The following is a 17,948-nucleotide window of genomic DNA, read 5'->3' on the forward strand; positions in this document are numbered from 1 at the left end:
CCAGGGGGGGAAACGGGCGTCATTATAGTGAATCCTGCGCCCCGACGAAACCGTTTGCGTAGAAATAAAATGATTCATCAGCTTTATCAATAAATGTGACGACCATCGCGAATAAGTTGCCAACTGGCGCATTCTTAAGCAGAATGCCGCTCATTCAACGACAACCTTGCGTTTTTTCCGGACATCGCCTGCTGAGGAACTTGAAGCTGCAGAAGATTAACGCTCTGAAAAAATTAAAGATTAATTATCTGCTGATCGGCATTGTCACCCTTTTGCTGGCGGCGGCCCTGTGGCCGTCAATCCCCTGGTCCGGCAAACCCGAGAACCGGGTGGCGGGCATTATCGCTCGCGGCGAGCTGCGCATCAGCACCATCAACTCGCCGATGACCTTCGCCACCATGAACAATAAAACGTTCGGTCTGGATTATGAACTGGCGAAACAGTTTGCTGACTACCTGGGCGTAACGCTTAAGGTAACCGTCCGGCAGAACATCAGCCAGCTGTTTGACGACCTCGACGACGGTCAGGCCGATATGCTGGCCGCCGGTCTGGTCTATAACCAGGAGCGGGTGAAAAACTACCAGGCCGGCCCCACCTACTATTCTGTTTCCCAACAGCTGGTCTATCGTGTCGGTAATATCCGGCCACGCACTCTCGCGTCGCTGACCGCCGAGCAGCTCACCATCGCTCCGGGCCACGTGGCGATCAACGACCTGCAGGCCTTAAAAGCGGAGAAATACCCGGATCTTGCCTGGCGTGTGGACGAGAAGCGCGGTACCACGGCCCTGATGCAGGCGGTGATTGACGGCAAACTCGATTACACCGTCGCCGACTCGGTGGCCGTCAGCCTGTTTCAGCGCGTCCATCCGGAGCTGGCGGTAGCCCTGGATATCACCGACGAACAGCCGGTCACCTGGTTTAGCGCCCGGGGCGAAGATAATTCGCTGTCGGCGGCGATGCTTGATTTCTTCAATAACATTAATGAAGACGGCACGCTGGCACGCCTGGAGGAAAAATACCTCGGCCACGGCAACGACTTCGATTACGTCGACACCCGCACCTTCCTCCGTGCAGTGGAGAATATTCTCCCGGACGTGCAGCCGCTGTTTGAAAAGTACGCCCGCGAGATTGACTGGCGCCTGTTGGCCGCGATCGCCTGGCAGGAATCCCACTGGGATCCGCAGGCCACCTCCCCCACCGGCGTGCGCGGCATGATGATGCTGACGCGCAATACCGCGCAAAGCCTGGGGCTGACTGACCGGACCGATGCGGCGCAGAGTATCGACGGCGGCATGCGCTATCTGCAGGATATGATGGATAAAGTGCCGGATTCGATCCCGAAAGACGAACGCATCTGGTTTGCGCTGGCTGCTTACAATATGGGCTATGCCCATATGCTGGACGCCATGGCGCTAACCCGCAAACAAAAAGGCAATCCCAACAGCTGGGCAGACGTTAAGCTGCGTTTACCCCTGCTGAGCCAGAAGCCTTATTACAGCAAACTTAAATACGGCTATGCGCGCGGCCATGAGGCCTACGCCTATGTGGAAAACATCCGCAAATACCAGATAAGCCTTGTCGGCTATTTGTCAGAGAAGGAGCGCCAGCAACAGCAAACGCTGGCCCTGGCGGAGGATTACCCGGCCGTGCTGCCGAATGAACTCGAACAGCCGCAGGAAACCACCCTGCCCTTTTTCAAGTTTCGCGCCGATAAGCAGATGGATAATGCCCGGTTAAAACTCCCCGGCCACCTGTATTAACTTTCTCCGGTCTGCTCCCGGGCTTTCTTCAGCGCTTTTTTCTCTTCCCGCCGCCAGCGAAAGAAGTCGCTCAGCATGGTAGAGCAGGACTCCGCCAGCACACCTTCGCTTATTTCAACCCGATGATTCATTCCCGGATGGTGCAGGACATCTATCAGCGAGCCGGCAGCACCGGTCTTGGCATCCCTGGCGCCAAAGACCAGGCGGGCGATACGGCTGTGCACCATGGCGCCAGCACACATGACGCAAGGCTCCAGAGTCACGTACAGCGTGGCGTCGATCAGGCGGTAGTTTTGCAGCACCAGCCCGCCCTGGCGTAAAGCCATAATTTCCGCGTGAGCGGTGGGGTCGTGACGGCCGATCGGCCGGTTCCAGCCCTCGCCGATGACCTGGTTGTTATGCACCAGCACCGCGCCCACCGGCACCTCGCCCTCTTCCCAGGCGCGCTTTGCCAGCGTCAGGGCATGACGCATCCAGTATTCATCATTGATTTCGAGGTCAGACACAGCGGCCACTCCAGCAGAAAAAGCGGGGCGCATTATACATGGGCGCTATCAATTACACACTATTACTCCAGCTGCTGGAGCTCTCCCTGAGGCGTTACCCGCCAGCGATGCTGGCAAAAGCCGAGCAAGGGGTTGTCCTGCTCACTGTCGCTATAGCCGCTGTACAGCCGCAGCGGCGCGCCAATCTTTTTCTCCAGTTGCACCACTTTTTCATGCCCCAGGCAGCGCAGGGTCAATACCCAGCCGCCCCTGCGGCGCGCGGTGCGACTGGCAATCAGATTGACCCGTGGCAGCCAGAGGGTATCACGATAGACCTGCTCCACCAGCGACTGCGGCGAGCCGGTGATCAACCAGACGTCGGCATCGGTGCTGGTCAGGTACGCTGTGAGCCGCGCATGAACCACCGGAAACGCCGTCACATGATGGCGAAACCAGCCGACAAATTCCGCTTCCAGCCGCTTCAGTACCGCCTCACGACGGCCAAAGGTTGATGCCCACAACAGGAGACTCATCGGCCAGCGCGCCGCCCGCCCACAAACCGCCAGACCGACAAGGATCACTGGCACCATCGGCACCACCAGCAGCAGGTTTAGCGGCAGATTACGCAGCAGGTAGCGCAGGAAACTGCCGAACATATCCTGCTGATGCAAGGTTCCATCCAGATCGAAAAACACCACTTTCCGTTCATTGTGCTGCAAACTGCCTCCTTATGTCAGGACTCGCTTCTCGTTAGGTTAAGCTTAACAGCCTTACGCCGCGAAGAGGGAAAACATCCCCTGCCGTTAAGGAAGAATTAAAGTAGCAGGCTAAGGAAAAATTGTGGCTCAAGAATTTTTAATTCGTGGTATACCCCTTATAATCGAATAAAAATTCTGTCAGTCACGAGCCGGACGGCTCCAGCGGAGCTCCAATGAACTGTTTAACGCGTATTCGTCAGCGCTATCCCACCCTGGCGGCGAGCGACAAAAAGTTGGCCGATTATATTCTGAGCCAGCCCGATGAGACCCGGCACCTCAGCTCGCAGCAGCTGGCGGCGGAAGCCGGTGTGAGTCAGTCCAGCGTGGTTAAATTTGCCCAGAAGCTGGGATTCAAAGGCTTTCCGGCGCTGAAGCTGGCCCTCAGTGAGGCTCTGGCGAGCAGCCCGGATCCGCACTCCGTCCCGGTGCATAACCACATTCGTGGTGACGACCCGCTGCGACTGGTGGGCGAGAAACTGATTAAAGACAATGTCGCCGCCATGCATGCTTCACTGGACGTCAACACCGAAGAGACGCTACGGGAAGCGGTCACGCTCCTGCGCAACGCCCGGCGGGTGATCGTCACCGGCATCGGCGCGTCCGGTCTGGTGGCGCGTAACTTTAGCTGGAAGCTGATGAAGATCGGCATCAACGCTGTTTCTGAGCAGGATATGCACGCCCTGCTGGCGACAGTGCAGGCCATGTCCAGCGACGATCTGCTGCTGGCGATCTCTTACTCCGGCGAGCGCCGGGAGATCAATATGGCGGCAGGTGAAGCGCTGCGCGTGGGCTGCAAGATCCTGGCGATCACCGGCTTTAGCCCTAACGCCCTGCAGCAACAGGCAACCCACTGCCTGTATACCATTGCCGAAGAGCAGGCGACGCGTAGCGCGGCCATCTCCTCCACCAGCGCGCAAATGATGCTCACCGACCTGCTATTTATGGGGCTGGTGCAGCAGGATCTGGAGCGGGCGCCCGAGCGCATTCGCCATAGCGAAGCGCTGGTGAAAAAGCTGGTCTGAGCAGAAAATGGGCGTATAATGCCCGCCCTGTTTGTGTTGTTTCTGAGACTTTCCTGATGGCGCTGTTAATTACTAAAAAATGCATCAACTGCGATATGTGCGAACCGGAGTGCCCGAATGAGGCCATTTCGATGGGTGATAGCATTTATGAAATTAACAGCGACCGCTGCACCGAGTGCGTGGGTCATTATGACACGCCAACCTGCCAGAAAGTGTGCCCGATCCCGAATACGATCCTGAAAGATCCGGCACACATCGAGAGTGAAGAACAGCTGTGGGACAAATTCGTGCTGATGCACCACGCGGATAAAATTTAACCGCCCCCTGGCTAGCTTTCGACAATCACCGTGGCGCAGGCGTAGTGGCGTTCATCGGCGAGAGTAACGTGAATAGCGCTTACCCCCATTCGTTCAGCCAAAAGGTTTGCTTCACCCCATAGCCGCAGCTTTGGCTTGCCCAGCTCGTCGTTGTAAACCTCGAACTGGTTAAAAGCCAGTCCGTTACGGATCCCGGTTCCCAGCGCTTTCGCCGCCGCTTCCTTGACCGCAAAGCGTTTCGCCAGGAAACGCACCGGCTGCTGATGCTGCTCCCAGATGCTCCATTCATGGTCGCTCAGCACCCGGCGGGCAAGGCGATCGCCGCTGCGGGCGATCACCGCTTCGATGCGGGCGATCTCGACGATGTCGGTACCCAGCCCGAGAATGGCCATTAGCCGCGCGCTTCCAGCATCAGACGCTTCATTTCCGCGACCGCTTCTTTCAGGCCACTCATCACTGCGCGACCGATAATCGCATGGCCGATATTAAGCTCATGCATTTCCGGCAGCGCAGCAATCGCTTTCACGTTGTGGTAGGTCAGACCGTGGCCAGCATTCACCTTCAGGCCAAGGCTGGCGGCATAGGTGGCCGCTTTGGCAATACGTTCCAGCTCCTTCGCCTGCCCGGCGTCGGTTTTGGCATCGGCATAGCAGCCGGTGTGAATTTCGATATAGGGCGCGCCAACATCCGCCGCCGCTTTGATCTGCTCGTTATCCGCATCGATAAACAGAGAGACCAGGATACCGGCATCCGCCAGGCGTTGGCAGGCATCGCGCATCTTGTCGCGCTGCCCGGCCACGTCCAGTCCGCCTTCGGTGGTGACTTCCTGACGTTTCTCCGGCACCAGGCAGCAGAAGTGCGGTTTGGTTTCGCAGGCGATCGTCAGCATCTCTTCGGTGACCGCCATTTCAAGATTCATCCGGGTGTGCAGCGTCTGGCGCAGGATACGCACATCGCGATCGGTAATATGGCGGCGGTCTTCACGCAGATGCACGGTGATGCCGTCGGCGCCGGCCTGCTCGGCAATGAAAGCTGCCTGAACCGGATCCGGATAGGCGGTGCCGCGCGCGTTACGCAAGGTCGCGATATGGTCAATATTGACCCCTAACAGTAATTCAGCCATGACAATCCTCGTTAATCATTATTCGTATTAGCCGCCCGCACCTTTCGCGCGGGCATAAACTGGCGAAACAATTCCCGGCTCTTGAGCGGTTTGCCGCCGAGATAGGGCTTCAGGGCGATACGGGTAAAGCGCTTTGCGGCGCGCAGCGTATCAACATCCGGAAACTCGCGACTCGCCAACGCTTTCAAATGGTGCCCGGTAAACGTGTTGTTATCAATCACCAGGCTGGCAATAAAGCCCTTTTCTTCGCGATAGCGGTAGGTCATGGCGTCGTCCACCGGCTCGCCGCTGCCGGCGCAGTGAAGAAAATCCACGCCATAGCCCAGGTGCCCGAGCAGCGCCAGCTCAAAACGCCGCAGCGCGGGCTCCGGCGAGCCGCTGGTTCCGGCAAGCGCCTGAATGCAGTGCAGATAGTCAAAAAAGAGTTCGGAGAAGCGTGTTTCGTGCTCCAGAACGCGGGAGATAAGCTCGTTAACGTAGAGGCCGCTGTAAAGGGTGATACCACTGAGCGGCAGCGCCAGCGAGACGGCTTCCGCGCTGCGCAGGGTTTTGACCTCGCCGCGGCCACCGAAGCGAACCAGTAAGGGGGTAAAGGGCTGTAAAGCGCCTTTGAGATTAGAGCGTTTGGAGCGTGCGCCTTTGGCCACCAGGCGCACGCGACCCGATTCTTCCGTGAAGACGTCCAGCATCAGGCTGGTTTCGCTCCACGGTCGGCTATGCAGGACAAAGGCGCGCTGCCATCCATCCACGTTGTGTTAACTCAGAGGTCGTCAACGTAACCGAGACTGCGCAGGGCGCGCTCGTCATCGGCCCAGCCGGATTTCACTTTGACCCACAGCTCGAGGTGTACCGGTGCTTCAAACATGTCCTGCATGTCCTTACGCGCTTCGATACCGATGGTTTTAATTTTGGCGCCTTTGTTGCCAATCACCATCTTCTTCTGCCCTTCGCGCTCGACGAGGATCAGGCCGTTGATATCGTAGCCGCCGCGCTCGTTGGTCACGAAACGTTCGATTTCCACGGTCACGGAGTACGGCAGTTCAGCGCCAAGGAAACGCATCAGTTTTTCACGGATGATTTCAGAGGCCATAAAGCGCTGTGAACGGTCAGTAATATAATCTTCCGGGAAGTGATGGATCGCTTCCGGCAGATGCTTACGCACGATCGCCGCGATGGTATCGACATTGGTGCCGGTTTCCGCAGAGATCGGCACAATGTCGAGGAAGTTCATCTGGCTGGCGAGGAACTGCAGGTGCGGCAATAGCTCCGCTTTGTCCTGCACGTTATCCACCTTGTTGATCGCGAGGATCACAGGTGCTTTCGCGTCACGCAGCTTGTTCAGCACCATCTCGTCGTCTTGCGTCCAGCGAGTGCCTTCCACCACGAAAATGACCAGTTCAACATCGCCAATTGAGCTGCTGGCCGCTTTGTTCATTAAGCGGTTAATCGCGCGCTTCTCTTCCATATGCAGGCCCGGGGTATCGACATAAATCGCCTGATACGGCCCTTCGGTATGGATGCCGACGATGCGGTGACGGGTGGTCTGCGCTTTTCGGGAAGTGATCGAAATCTTCTGTCCCAGCAGCTTGTTCAACAGGGTGGATTTGCCAACGTTTGGACGACCAACGATGGCGACAAATCCGCAATAACTTTTTTCTTCGCTCATTCCAGCTCCAGTTTTTTCAGCGCCTGTTCGGCGGCAGCCTGCTCCGCCTTGCGACGGCTGGAACCTGTGCCAACCACCGGTTCACTCAGGCCACTGACCTGGCAGTGGATAGTAAATTCCTGATCGTGCGCTTCGCCGCGCACCTGGACCACCAGGTAGGACGGCAGCGGCAGATGACGTCCCTGCAGATACTCCTGCAGACGCGTCTTCGGATCCTTTTGCTTATCGCCCGGACTGATTTCGTCCAGACGGGTCTGGTACCAGGAGAGGATTAAGCGTTCAACGTTCTGAATATCGCTGTCGAGGAAAACCCCGCCAATTAACGCTTCAACGGTGTCCGCGAGAATGGATTCGCGACGGAAACCGCCGCTTTTCAGTTCGCCCGGCCCGAGGCGCAGACACTCGCCCAGTTCAAACTCGCGGGCGATTTCCGCCAGCGTGTTGCCACGCACCAGCGTCGCGCGCATACGGCTCATATCGCCTTCGTCCACACGAGGAAAACGATGATAGAGCGCATTCGCGATCACAAAACTTAAAATGGAGTCACCTAAAAACTCCAGGCGCTCATTATGTTTGCTACTGGCACTGCGGTGAGTTAATGCCTGTTGCAACAGCTCCTGATGATGAAAAGTGTAGCCCAGCTTTCGTTGAAGCCGATTAATTACGATGGGGTTCATGCGTTACCAATAAATGAATGCGTCAAAGATGCAGCACACGAAACCGACCTGAGCATACGCTTCATACAGCAAGTTGAAACAGTCCAATACGCTTTCGTGTGCAGTGTCACTCGGTTGAGCGACAACCAAAAACTTCGGGGGGATATTCTATACGCAACGACACGGGATGTCGTTAGTTTGAATGGATTTAAATATTAAATAATTCACGCCGCTGTGATAACCGCAGCGGCGTGAATTCAACAGAGGAAATTAATGAATTCCACCAATGCGCGATAACCGCACGCCGGTCGGCCACTCACCTTCCTGCTTTTCAAAACTCATCCAGATAGCGGTCGCTTTTCCGACCAGGTTGGCTTCCGGCACAAAGCCCCAGTAGCGGCTGTCGGCGCTGTTATCCCGGTTGTCACCCATCATAAAATACTGACCGGGCGGTACGATCCAGGTGGCCAGCGGCAGGCCGGACTGGTGGTAGTACATCCCAACCTGATCCTGGGCAATCGGCACCATCAGAATACGGTGCGTGACGTCGCCCAGCGTCTCCTGACGCTCGGTCAGACGAATGCCGTCAGCTTTGGTTTCGCCCTTCGGCAACTGCCAGAAACCGCTGGACGCTTCGCCGCCGTTGCTGCGGGAGAAAGTCTGAACGAAATCGCTCGGCTCAACATTGGAATAAGTCACCGGCAGCGCGTTGCCGCAGGCCTGTCCGGAGCTGCAGCCCGGCTGGATAGTGACCTGCTTGGCAACCGGATCGTAGGTGACCTTATCACCCGGTAACCCTACCGCGCGCTTGATGTAGTCAAGACGCGGATCTTCCGGATATTTAAACACCACGATGTCGCCGCGCTTCGGATGACCCGTTTCGATCAGCGTTTTCTGATAGATCGGATCTTTAATGCCGTAAGCGAATTTCTCCACCAGGATGAAATCGCCAATCAGCAGGGTCGGCATCATCGAACCTGACGGGATCTGGAAAGGTTCATAGATAAACGAACGCACAATCAGCACAATCGCCAGCACCGGGAAGACCGAGGCGCCAGTTTCCAGCCAGCCCGGTTTCGGGCCAACTTTCTTCAGCGTTTTCTTGTCCAGCTGCTCGCCGGTCGCTGCCTGAGCAGCGGCCTGACGCTCACGACGTTTTGGTGCGAATATGAACTTATCCAGACACCACAACAGCCCTGTCACAAGGGTCGCAATGACCAAAATCAGGGCAAACATGTTCGCCATGCCAACTCCTTAATTATTTGCCGTCTTTACCAACGTGCAGAATGGCGAGGAACGCTTCCTGCGGCAGTTCAACGTTACCGACCTGTTTCATACGCTTCTTACCGTCTTTCTGCTTCTGCAGCAGCTTTTTCTTACGGCTGACGTCGCCGCCGTAGCATTTCGCCAGGACGTTTTTACGCAGCTGTTTCACGGTGGAACGCGCGATGATGTGGTTGCCGATAGCCGCCTGAATGGCAATATCGAACTGCTGACGCGGGATCAGCTCTTTCATCTTCTCGACCAGTTCGCGACCACGATAAGGGGCGTTGTCATTGTGGGTGATCAGCGCCAGCGCATCGACGCGATCGCCGTTGATCAGCACGTCAACACGCACCATGTTCGAGGCCTGGAAGCGTTTGAAGTTATAATCCAGCGACGCATAGCCGCGAGAGGTAGACTTCAGACGGTCGAAGAAGTCGAGAACCACTTCCGCCATCGGGATTTCATAGGTCAGCGCCACCTGTTTACCGTGGTAAACCATGTTGGTCTGCACGCCACGCTTCTCGATACACAGGGTGATCACGTTGCCGAGGAACTCCTGCGGCAGCAGCATGTGACACTCGGCGATCGGCTCACGCAGCTCCTGGATATTATTCAGCGGCGGCAGCTTGGATGGGCTGTCGACGTAGATAACTTCTTTGGAGGTGGTTTCCACTTCGTAGACTACCGTCGGCGCCGTGGTAATCAGGTCGAGATCGTACTCACGCTCCAGACGCTCCTGAATGATTTCCATGTGCAGCAGACCAAGGAAGCCGCAGCGGAAGCCGAAGCCCAGCGCCGTTGAGCTTTCTGGCTCATAGAACAAGGAAGCATCGTTCAGACTCAGTTTACCCAGCGCATCGCGGAAGTTTTCATAGTCATCAGAACTCACCGGGAACAGACCGGCGTAGACCTGCGGCTTCACTTTTTTGAAGCCCGGCAGCGCTTTATCCGCTGGATTACGGGCGGCGGTCAGGGTATCGCCCACCGGCGCGCCGAGGATGTCTTTAATGGCGCAAACCAGCCAGCCTACCTCGCCGCATTTCAGCTCGGTACGGTCAACCTGTTTCGGGGTAAAGATGCCCAGACGGTCAGCGTTATAGACCTGGCCGGTGCTCATCACCTTAATTTTGTCGCCTTTGCGCATGGTGCCGTTTTTAATACGCACCAGCGACACGACGCCTAAGTAGTTATCGAACCAGGAGTCGATAATCAGCGCCTGCAGCGGCGCGTCCGGATCGCCTTCCGGCGGCGGAATGTCGCGCACCAGACGTTCCAGTACATCCGGCACGCCAACACCGGTTTTAGCTGAACAGCGAACCGCGTCGTGGGCGTCGATACCGACGATGTCTTCAATCTCGTCCGCTACGCGCTCAGGGTCGGCCGCAGGCAGGTCGATCTTGTTGAGCACCGGAACGACTTCGAGGTCCATCTCCATGGCGGTGTAGCAGTTGGCCAGGGTCTGGGCTTCTACGCCCTGCCCGGCATCCACCACCAGCAGCGCGCCTTCGCACGCGGCGAGGGAACGAGAAACTTCATAAGAGAAGTCCACATGGCCTGGGGTGTCGATAAAGTTCAGCTGATAGGTCTCACCGTCGTTGGCCTTGTAGTCCAGAGTGACACTCTGCGCCTTGATGGTGATCCCGCGCTCGCGCTCAAGATCCATGGAGTCCAGAACCTGGGCTTCCATTTCACGATCAGAAAGGCCACCGCAAATCTGGATGATACGGTCAGACAGCGTCGACTTACCGTGGTCGATGTGAGCGATGATCGAAAAGTTACGTATATTCTTCATATTTAGAGTTAATTATGCCTTACGAGTATCATGAGGCCGCTGTACTGTGCCTGACGTTTTTTAATCCGAAAACGCCGCATTCTACACTACATCCGTGAAACCAGGAAATGCTGTTAGATCCAGCATAACGGCAGAAATTGTGGCGTTGTAACAGGAAGAGTAAATAAAGGTGAAGGACAGTGAAATCACTGCCCCATTTCAGAGGAAGGCGTATCAACACGCAGTAGATCAGGCGGCAAACCGACGCTTAAAATCACCGGCTGCCATGACTGGCGAGCAGCCAGCTGCGGCGACAGACCGCGCGCCACCAGGAAGCCGCCGACGCCGCCCAACAACGCACCGCAAAGTGACGCGATATCGCTGGCAAACAGCACCTGGAAAATGGACGCCATCATAAACAGCCCCACCAGCGGCGCCATATAGACGAGCAGCGCTGAACCCAGCAAGCTGCTTTCGGCGATCCCCAATTCCACTTTTTGCCCCGCTGCCAACGGCTGCTCGCAGGGCACGCTAATGGTATGGCTGGTCTGCGGTCCCAGCTTGTTTAACACCCTGCTACCACAGCCGGCACGGGAAGCGCAGCTGCTGCAGGAGGCTTTAACGTCGCAGTGCACCTGCGCCACGCCGTTATGCCAGGAAACCACGGTGGCCCACTCTTTAATCATTGTACTGCCTTGAATTTAATACTGTCAGCGATACGCTTCGCCGTCTGCGGCGGCAGTTCGCCCACCACGGTGATCTCCGCGTTATCACGTACTGTCGTGCTGACGGTGCGTCGGCCGGTACGCAACAGCTGGTCGCTGCTGGCCGCCGTGGCGCGGTTAATATTGATCGAGAAGCTGAACAAGCCATCGGAATAGAGACGCGATTCGACGGGACCGTCAAAAGTGGGCAGACGGCGCTGACTGCTGGAAACTTCAGTCATCCCCTGGGGAAGCCACGTCGGAGCCCAGTTGAAGTTGGCTTTGTCGCCCCCTTCAGGGACGGACAGCTGCGGGGGTAGATTCGCTTTTGCCAGCGTCTCCATGCTGGCGCTGACGTTGTCGCCAACGTTGAAGGAGACAACCCGGAACTGCTCGAGCGTTTCGCCGTCGCGGTCGAGCAAATCGACGCGCAGCGGCAGTTTGGTCTCGGCGTCCAGCCAGGCGATAAAGCTATAGCGCGTACCGTCGCGAGCTACGACGCGGATCACGTCACAGAGGCGGTCAGCGATACGGGTACGGCCAACGGAGATAAAATCATACGCCGCGGAGAGGCGTTTGAAATCGCTGTAAACTAACGACGGCAGCGAATCGACGATATAGTCGCCGTTCAGGGTAAACGGATCGAGACCGGGTTCAAAATAGCTGATTTCCGTGCCGCGCAGGACCACTTCCCGGCGCGGACCGTCCAGCTGCAGCAGCTGCGCCAGCGGTTGATTGTTCAGTCGCGCATGACGATAGCGCAGCGACTCAACGCCTTGTTTATTGATGCTGACGAAAGACAGCTCATAATTGAGGGACTGGCTGGCCAGGTTCATCTGCTGCAACAACGCCCCGGACGATGTATCAGCCGAGGCGTTGACAGAGAACAACAGGCTGCCTGCCATGAGCGACATGGCACACCAAAGTTGCTTCATTACTGCGATTGCGTTCCTAAAGTTTGATAACCCGGCACCTGGACTGCTGCCTGCTGAGTCTGGGCCTGGCCAAACTGCAGCTGCTCAGCGTGCAGGCGGCGCTGCAGTTCATAGTCCTGCAACATGGCGTTAATCCGGCGGCGCTGTTCCTGGACCTGCGCCTGCTGGCCGCTACCTGCTGATGCGTCAGCCGGTACGCCAAGGCTTACCGGGCTCGCTTTACCCATCATCGGCAGGGTATTGAACACTGGCGCCTCTGGCTGCTGAGTCGCATCAGACTGCCCATTATAGTGCTGGACGCCGACGATAACCGCAAGCGATACGCAGGCGGCAACGCCCATTTGGGTGAGTGAGCTGGCCCATGGACGCACTTTGTTCCAGAACGGCATCTGCCGCCACTGGTGCGGTGCGGGCTGAGATTCAGGAATAAGCGGCGCCGTCTGACGAACGGGCTCATTTTCAATGGCGGCCATCACCCGGGCGGAGATATCGAATTGCAGCACCTCTGCGGTATCGCCACGCAGCGTATCGCGAATGAGGTGATAACTCTCCCAGGTTTTTTGCATCTCAGAGGAACGGCTCAACTCGTTGAGCAGTTCTTTATCCAGCGTTTCACCATCCATTAAAGCCGAAAGTTGTTCTTTCTGCATGCCTGATACCCTTTTCCAGTATTCCGCTATCGTCAACGCCTGATAAGCGGTTGAACTTTATTATCAATAGCTTCTCGCGCCCGGAAGATACGCGAACGCACCGTCCCAACCGGACAATCCATGATAGCGGCTATCTCTTCATAGCTCAGGCCATCCAGCTCCCGTAACGTAATTGCCATGCGTAAATCTTCCGGGAGCGATTCAATGGTACGAAAAACTATTTGTCTCAGTTCTTCTGACAACATTAAGTTCTCAGGGTTCGAAATTTCTTTCAATGCCCCGCCGCTTTCGAAGTTTTCCGCCTCGTTGGCGTCAACATCGCTGGACGGCGGACGGCGTCCCTGAGCAACCAGATAATTCTTCGCCGTGTTGACGGCGATACGGTATAACCAGGTGTAAAAAGCGCTATCTCCCCGGAAAGAGTCCAGCGCACGCCATGCCTTAACGAACGATTCCTGAACAACGTCAGCGATATCGCCCGGCGGTACATAGCGGGAAACCAGACTCGCGACCTTATGCTGATAGCGCACCACCAGCAAATTAAACGCTTTCTGATCTCCTTTCTGGACCCGTTCAACAAGGACCTGATCCGTTAACTGCTCGCTCATCCGAGGTAATGTCTCCCCAAACCCAATTCCCATGCGTCTTCAAAACACCACCCAAAATCTGCATTATGAGCAAGCTGACTGTTGGAGTGCATGAAAACAATAAAGTTCCGTTACGCTTTTGTTTTTTGTCTGGCAACGGCGGCAGATCGTTATCAATCATTATATGCCCAGGTTGCTAAACAACAGGTTAGTCAATAAGAAAAAGCGCAGGCCCGACTGAAGGGTATCGTAACACAGTGTTTATTTCACTATAAAATCCAATGCTAACAACCTGCTCCACTTCTCTTTTTTACCGCACAACGCCCCTTTTCCCGGTCCCTTCTGTTTAGCCGTCACAACACCAGGCAAAAAAAATGTACGATTCCTCACGCGCTGGTGCTATTGTGAGCTAAATGTGTTTAGTAAATTAAACAAAGACGATGAATACCACTCCTGACTTCTCTTGTGATGTGTTGATTATCGGCAGCGGCGCTGCCGGTCTCTCTCTCGCGCTGCGCCTGGCGGAGCACAGTTCGGTGACGGTGCTGAGTAAAGGGCCGATCAGCGAAGGTTCTACGTTCTATGCGCAGGGCGGAATTGCCGCCGTCTTTGATGAGACGGACAGTATCGAATCCCATGTTGAAGATACACTGATCGCCGGCGCGGGACTCTGCGATCGCCATGCGGTCACCTTCGTCGCCAGCAACGCCAGACCGTGCGTACAATGGCTTATCGATCAGGGCGTGCTGTTTGACACCCAGGTTCAGGCCAATGGCGAAGAGAGCTACCATCTTACTCGCGAAGGAGGTCACAGCCATCGACGCATTCTTCACGCCGCCGATGCTACCGGCAAAGCGGTAGAGACGACGCTGGTCGATAAAGCCCTTGCCCATCCAAATATCCGCATCATTGAGCGCAGCAATGCCGTCGATTTGATCGTATCGGATAAGATTGGCCTGTCGGGCACGCGCCGAGTGGTCGGGGCCTGGATCTGGAACCGCAATAAAGAGCGGGTGGAAACCTGCAGCGCGAAGGCGGTAGTGCTTGCGACCGGCGGGGCTGCCAAGGTTTATCAATATACCACTAACCCCGACGTCTCTTCCGGAGACGGCATTGCGATGGCCTGGCGGGCGGGCTGCCGGGTAGCGAATCTCGAATTCAACCAGTTCCACCCCACCGCGCTGTATCATCCACAGGCACGTAATTTCCTGCTTACTGAAGCGTTGCGCGGCGAAGGCGCCCATCTTAAACGCCCGGACGGCACCCGCTTTATGCCGGACTTTGACGAGCGCGGCGAGCTGGCCCCGCGCGATATCGTCGCCCGCGCCATCGACCATGAAATGAAGCGCCTGGGCGTTGACTGTATGTTCCTTGATATCAGCCATAAACCCGAGGCGTTTGTTCGCCAGCACTTCCCGATGATTTACGAAAAGCTGCTCGGCCTGGGAATTGATTTAACCAAAGATCCGGTGCCGGTCGTCCCCGCCGCGCATTACACCTGCGGCGGCGTGATGGTGGATGATAATGGCCGTACTGACGTCGATGGCTTATACGCCATCGGCGAAGTCAGCTATACCGGGCTGCACGGCGCGAACCGCATGGCCTCAAACTCGCTGCTGGAATGTCTGGTCTACGGTTGGTCCGCCGCCGAGGACATTGCCCGGCGCCTGCCGCTGGCCCAGAAGGTCACCACCCTGCCGGCGTGGGATGAAAGTCAGGTGGAGATCCCGGATGAACTGGTGGTTATCCAGCACAACTGGCATGAGCTACGCCTGCTGATGTGGGATTACGTGGGCATTGTGCGCACGACGCGCAGACTGGAGCGCGCCCTGCGGCGTATTACCATGCTCCAGCAGGAGCTGGATGAGTATTACGCCCGCTTCCGCGTCTCGAATAATCTGCTGGAGCTGCGCAATCTGGTGCAGGTGGCGGAGCTTATCGTACGCTGTGCGATGTTGCGTAAGGAGAGCCGCGGACTGCACTATACCCTCGACTATCCGCAGCCGCTGCCGAACAGCGGCCCCTCAATACTGTCCCCTCTGGCTCACATAAAGAGATAAAAATCCTCGGTCAGAGCAGTAAACCCTTCGGAATACTGCTGCTCTGGCCCGCGGATCGCCAGCCTGTCGCTGAAACACTCTCCTGCCGTCGGGGAGAAAGCCAGCAGCACCCGGTGCGGCGGCCGCAGTTCGGTCTCCGCCACGTCAGTGCGCAGTCGCAAATGCCACCCCATCGCCGTCGCTCGCTCGATAAACGCATTACCGATATCCACCGGCAGCACCACGCAAAAAAATCCTTCTTCGGTGATATGCTCTGCGGCACAGGTCAGCAGGGATGCGTGATCGAGCGTCGTGGTATATCGCGCCTGCTCCCGCTGCGAGGTAGCGCATGGCACCCCTTCGGCAAAAAAAGGCGGGTTACTGATTATCAGTTCATAGCGCCGGGTCTGCGACGGCTGCCACTGATGAATATCGGCCTGGCAGACTTCTATGCGCGAAGACCATGGCGACGCGATGGCATTTTCCCGCGCCTGAGCGGCTGCCTCCTCGTCCAGTTCGACCGCATCGACATGCACATCATGACCGGTACGCTGGGCGAGCATTAGCGCCAGCAGGCCGCTGCCCGCGCCAATATCCAGCACATGCTTCACCCCGGCAATCGGCGCCCAGGCACCAAGCAAAATGCCATCAGTGCCCACCTTCATCGCGCAACGATCGTGGGCGACAAAGAACTGTTTGAAGGTAAAACCATTGCGCGGCAGCGCAAACTTCGACTGAGACATCCTCAATAACCTTGCCGACAAAAACTCCTGAACGTAAGGCTATGCACAATACCGGAGAACAGATAGCCTTACAAACAGATGAACATTACGTCAGTAACGTCTATAATCGGCGGCCCACTCAGAGGTAGAACATGACTGTAACGACTTTTTCCGAACTTGAACTCGACGAAAACCTGCTGGAGGCCCTCCAGGATAAAGGTTTCACTCGCCCGACAGCCATTCAGGCCGCCGCTATTCCGCCTGCGCTCGATGGCCGTGACATTCTCGGTTCAGCGCCGACCGGCACCGGTAAAACGGCGGCGTATCTGCTGCCAGCGTTGCAGCACCTGCTCGATTTCCCGCGTAAGAAATCCGGCCCGCCGCGTATTCTTATCCTGACGCCGACCCGCGAGCTGGCGATGCAGGTTGCTGACCACGCCCGCGAGCTGGCGAAGCATACCCATCTGGACATCGCCACCATTACCGGCGGCGTTGCGTACATGAACCACGCGGAAGTGTTCAGCGAAAACCAGGATATCGTGGTCGCTACCACCGGTCGCCTGCTGCAATATATTAAAGAAGAGAACTTTGACTGCCGCGCCGTCGAGACCCTGATCCTCGATGAAGCTGACCGCATGCTGGACATGGGCTTTGCCCAGGATATCGAAACCATCGCCGGTGAAACCCGCTGGCGCAAGCAGACCATGCTGTTCTCCGCGACGCTGGAAGGCGATGCGATCAAAGATTTTGCCGAGCGTCTGCTGGAAGAGCCGGTTGAAGTCTCCGCCACCCCATCGACCCGCGAACGTAAAAAAATACATCAGTGGTACTATCGCGCCGACGATATCGAGCATAAAACCGCGCTGCTGATTAATTTGCTGAAGCAGCCGGAAGCAACCCGCTCCATCGTCTTTGTTCGTAAGCGTGAGCGCGTTCACGAACTGGCCGCTAAGCTGCACGAAGCAGGGATCACCACCTGCTGGCTGGAAGGCGAGATGGTGCAGATTAAGCGCAACGAAGCGATTAAACGCCTGACCGATGGTCGCGTGAACGTGCTGATCGCCACCGACGTCGCCGCGCGCGGTATTGATATCCCGGATGTCAGCCACGTGTTTAACTTCGACATGCCGCGCACCGCCGATACCTATTTGCACCGTATCGGTCGTACCGGCCGCGCCGGTAAAAAAGGCATCGCTATTTCGCTGGTTGAAGCGCATGACCACCTGCTGCTGGGCAAAATCGGCCGCTATGTTGAAGAACCGCTTAAGGCCCGCGTGATTGATGAACTGCGACCAAAAACCCGCGCGCCGAGCGAGAAGTTAACCGGTAAACCGTCGAAGAAAGTGTTGGCGAAGCGCGCCGAGAAAAAAGAGAAAGAAAAAGAGAAACCGCGGGTGAAGAAACGCCACCGCGATACGAAAAATATCGGTAAGCGCCGTAAACCAAGCGCTACCGGGACGCCATCAACGTCCAACGAAGAGTAAAAA

Annotated in this window: 21 protein-coding genes; 5 read left to right on the forward strand and 16 right to left on the reverse strand. The window is 56.6% G+C overall.

Annotation, left to right across the window (positions count from 1 at the left end; translation table 11 throughout):
• Positions 1–22 precede the first annotated feature (22 nt).
• On the reverse strand, positions 23–154 hold the full coding sequence (locus CWM54_RS18795; RefSeq protein ID WP_074387845.1) for a phosphoribosylformyl-glycineamide synthetase: 132 nt from the start codon (positions 152–154) through the stop codon (positions 23–25).
• Here CWM54_RS18795 and mltF point away from each other — a divergent pair.
• A complete protein-coding gene (gene mltF / locus CWM54_RS18800; RefSeq protein ID WP_074387844.1) occupies positions 144–1,760 on the forward strand; it encodes a membrane-bound lytic murein transglycosylase MltF in 1,617 nt (538 codons plus the stop codon). The genes CWM54_RS18795 and mltF overlap by 11 nt on opposite strands.
• On the opposite strand, the gene tadA is transcribed toward mltF, so the two are convergent.
• Together tadA and yfhb are read right to left on the reverse strand one after the other, a co-directional pair.
• Positions 1,757–2,266: a tRNA adenosine(34) deaminase TadA gene (gene tadA, locus CWM54_RS18805; protein WP_061153647.1), complete on the reverse strand. Its 510-nt coding sequence runs from the start codon at positions 2,264–2,266 to the stop codon at positions 1,757–1,759. The two genes, mltF and tadA, sit on opposite strands and share 4 nt — an antisense overlap.
• Positions 2,267–2,328: 62 nt before the next feature.
• A complete protein-coding gene (yfhb, locus tag CWM54_RS18810; protein WP_218057855.1) occupies positions 2,329–2,940 on the reverse strand; it encodes a phosphatidylglycerophosphatase C in 612 nt (203 codons plus the stop codon).
• A 236-nt stretch (positions 2,941–3,176) separates the two neighbouring features.
• Here yfhb and CWM54_RS18815 point away from each other — a divergent pair, with 236 nt between their 5' ends.
• Entirely contained in the window at positions 3,177–4,025 is an 849-nt protein-coding gene (locus CWM54_RS18815) for a MurR/RpiR family transcriptional regulator (RefSeq protein WP_004144349.1), read from the forward strand.
• A gap of 56 nt (positions 4,026–4,081) precedes the next feature.
• On the forward strand, positions 4,082–4,342 hold the full coding sequence (locus CWM54_RS18820; RefSeq protein WP_047373197.1) for a YfhL family 4Fe-4S dicluster ferredoxin: 261 nt from the start codon (positions 4,082–4,084) through the stop codon (positions 4,340–4,342).
• 11 nt (positions 4,343–4,353) lie between these two features.
• On the opposite strand, the gene acpS is transcribed toward CWM54_RS18820, so the two are convergent.
• The 12 genes from acpS to rseD all read right to left on the reverse strand — a co-directional run bounded on the left by acpS (position 4,354) and on the right by rseD (position 13,813).
• On the reverse strand, positions 4,354–4,734 hold the full coding sequence (gene acpS, locus CWM54_RS18825; protein WP_004144351.1) for a holo-ACP synthase: 381 nt from the start codon (positions 4,732–4,734) through the stop codon (positions 4,354–4,356).
• On the reverse strand, positions 4,734–5,465 hold the full coding sequence (pdxJ, locus tag CWM54_RS18830; protein ID WP_042948161.1) for a pyridoxine 5'-phosphate synthase: 732 nt from the start codon (positions 5,463–5,465) through the stop codon (positions 4,734–4,736). Before pdxJ ends, acpS begins: the two co-directional genes overlap by 1 nt.
• A gap of 11 nt (positions 5,466–5,476) precedes the next feature.
• Positions 5,477–6,214, reverse strand: coding sequence for a DNA repair protein RecO (gene recO / locus CWM54_RS18835; RefSeq protein ID WP_074387838.1), 738 nt, complete (start codon positions 6,212–6,214; stop codon positions 5,477–5,479).
• 11 nt (positions 6,215–6,225) lie between these two features.
• The gene (era, locus tag CWM54_RS18840) at positions 6,226–7,131 is read right to left on the reverse strand and encodes a GTPase Era (protein ID WP_061153644.1); all 906 of its coding nucleotides are present in this window, start codon (positions 7,129–7,131) and stop codon (positions 6,226–6,228) included.
• Complete coding sequence (gene rnc, locus CWM54_RS18845) at positions 7,128–7,808, reverse strand: ribonuclease III (RefSeq protein ID WP_002914065.1); 681 nt, start codon at positions 7,806–7,808, stop codon at positions 7,128–7,130. The genes era and rnc overlap by 4 nt, the downstream gene beginning before the upstream one ends.
• 249 nt (positions 7,809–8,057) lie before the next feature.
• Entirely contained in the window at positions 8,058–9,032 is a 975-nt protein-coding gene (gene lepB, locus CWM54_RS18855) for a signal peptidase I (protein ID WP_008803766.1), read from the reverse strand.
• Positions 9,033–9,045: 13 nt separating this feature from the next.
• The gene (gene lepA, locus CWM54_RS18860; protein WP_061153643.1) at positions 9,046–10,845 is read right to left on the reverse strand and encodes a translation elongation factor 4; all 1,800 of its coding nucleotides are present in this window, start codon (positions 10,843–10,845) and stop codon (positions 9,046–9,048) included.
• 185 nt (positions 10,846–11,030) lie between these two features.
• Positions 11,031–11,510 (reverse strand): SoxR-reducing system protein RseC, encoded by a 480-nt coding sequence (gene rseC / locus CWM54_RS18865; RefSeq protein WP_061153642.1) that lies wholly within the window; start codon positions 11,508–11,510, stop codon positions 11,031–11,033.
• On the reverse strand, positions 11,507–12,463 hold the full coding sequence (gene rseB, locus CWM54_RS18870) for a sigma-E factor regulatory protein RseB (protein ID WP_061153641.1): 957 nt from the start codon (positions 12,461–12,463) through the stop codon (positions 11,507–11,509). Before rseB ends, rseC begins: the two co-directional genes overlap by 4 nt.
• Entirely contained in the window at positions 12,463–13,113 is a 651-nt protein-coding gene (gene rseA / locus CWM54_RS18875) for an anti-sigma-E factor RseA (RefSeq protein WP_008803762.1), read from the reverse strand. The genes rseB and rseA overlap by 1 nt, the downstream gene beginning before the upstream one ends.
• A gap of 32 nt (positions 13,114–13,145) precedes the next feature.
• Positions 13,146–13,721: an RNA polymerase sigma factor RpoE gene (gene rpoE / locus CWM54_RS18880; RefSeq protein ID WP_002914074.1), complete on the reverse strand. Its 576-nt coding sequence runs from the start codon at positions 13,719–13,721 to the stop codon at positions 13,146–13,148.
• The gene (gene rseD, locus CWM54_RS29525) at positions 13,718–13,813 is read right to left on the reverse strand and encodes a rpoE leader peptide RseD (protein WP_121980491.1); all 96 of its coding nucleotides are present in this window, start codon (positions 13,811–13,813) and stop codon (positions 13,718–13,720) included. The genes rpoE and rseD overlap by 4 nt, the downstream gene beginning before the upstream one ends.
• A 327-nt stretch (positions 13,814–14,140) precedes the next feature.
• Here rseD and nadB point away from each other — a divergent pair, with 327 nt between their 5' ends.
• On the forward strand, positions 14,141–15,760 hold the full coding sequence (gene nadB, locus CWM54_RS18885) for an L-aspartate oxidase (protein WP_061153640.1): 1,620 nt from the start codon (positions 14,141–14,143) through the stop codon (positions 15,758–15,760).
• On the opposite strand, the gene trmN is transcribed toward nadB, so the two are convergent.
• Entirely contained in the window at positions 15,745–16,482 is a 738-nt protein-coding gene (gene trmN, locus CWM54_RS18890) for a tRNA(1)(Val) (adenine(37)-N(6))-methyltransferase TrmN (RefSeq protein ID WP_061153639.1), read from the reverse strand. The two genes, nadB and trmN, sit on opposite strands and share 16 nt — an antisense overlap.
• Positions 16,483–16,613: 131 nt before the next feature.
• Here trmN and srmB point away from each other — a divergent pair, with 131 nt between their 5' ends.
• Positions 16,614–17,945, forward strand: coding sequence for an ATP-dependent RNA helicase SrmB (gene srmB / locus CWM54_RS18895; protein WP_061153638.1), 1,332 nt, complete (start codon positions 16,614–16,616; stop codon positions 17,943–17,945).
• The last annotated feature ends 3 nt before the right edge of the window (positions 17,946–17,948 follow it).

Origin of the sequence: Klebsiella sp. D-Nf1 (assembly GCF_002810515.1) — a bacterium.
In the GTDB taxonomy this organism is placed as follows: domain Bacteria; phylum Pseudomonadota; class Gammaproteobacteria; order Enterobacterales; family Enterobacteriaceae; genus Klebsiella; species Klebsiella variicola.

Coding starts and splice junctions, on each gene's coding strand:
- mltF (WP_074387844.1), top strand. CDS start 144: ATGCCGCTCATTCAACGACAACCTTGCGTTTTTTCCGGACATCGCCTG.
- CWM54_RS18795 (WP_074387845.1), bottom strand. CDS start 154: ATGAGCGGCATTCTGCTTAAGAATGCGCCAGTTGGCAACTTATTCGCG.
- CWM54_RS18815 (WP_004144349.1), top strand. CDS start 3,177: ATGAACTGTTTAACGCGTATTCGTCAGCGCTATCCCACCCTGGCGGCG.
- CWM54_RS18820 (WP_047373197.1), top strand. CDS start 4,082: ATGGCGCTGTTAATTACTAAAAAATGCATCAACTGCGATATGTGCGAA.
- acpS (WP_004144351.1), bottom strand. CDS start 4,734: ATGGCCATTCTCGGGCTGGGTACCGACATCGTCGAGATCGCCCGCATC.
- pdxJ (WP_042948161.1), bottom strand. CDS start 5,465: ATGGCTGAATTACTGTTAGGGGTCAATATTGACCATATCGCGACCTTG.
- era (WP_061153644.1), bottom strand. CDS start 7,131: ATGAGCGAAGAAAAAAGTTATTGCGGATTTGTCGCCATCGTTGGTCGT.
- rnc (WP_002914065.1), bottom strand. CDS start 7,808: ATGAACCCCATCGTAATTAATCGGCTTCAACGAAAGCTGGGCTACACT.
- lepB (WP_008803766.1), bottom strand. CDS start 9,032: ATGGCGAACATGTTTGCCCTGATTTTGGTCATTGCGACCCTTGTGACA.
- lepA (WP_061153643.1), bottom strand. CDS start 10,845: ATGAAGAATATACGTAACTTTTCGATCATCGCTCACATCGACCACGGT.
- rseC (WP_061153642.1), bottom strand. CDS start 11,510: ATGATTAAAGAGTGGGCCACCGTGGTTTCCTGGCATAACGGCGTGGCG.
- rseB (WP_061153641.1), bottom strand. CDS start 12,463: ATGAAGCAACTTTGGTGTGCCATGTCGCTCATGGCAGGCAGCCTGTTG.
- rseA (WP_008803762.1), bottom strand. CDS start 13,113: ATGCAGAAAGAACAACTTTCGGCTTTAATGGATGGTGAAACGCTGGAT.
- rpoE (WP_002914074.1), bottom strand. CDS start 13,721: ATGAGCGAGCAGTTAACGGATCAGGTCCTTGTTGAACGGGTCCAGAAA.
- rseD (WP_121980491.1), bottom strand. CDS start 13,813: ATGCACTCCAACAGTCAGCTTGCTCATAATGCAGATTTTGGGTGGTGT.
- nadB (WP_061153640.1), top strand. CDS start 14,141: ATGAATACCACTCCTGACTTCTCTTGTGATGTGTTGATTATCGGCAGC.
- trmN (WP_061153639.1), bottom strand. CDS start 16,482: ATGTCTCAGTCGAAGTTTGCGCTGCCGCGCAATGGTTTTACCTTCAAA.
- srmB (WP_061153638.1), top strand. CDS start 16,614: ATGACTGTAACGACTTTTTCCGAACTTGAACTCGACGAAAACCTGCTG.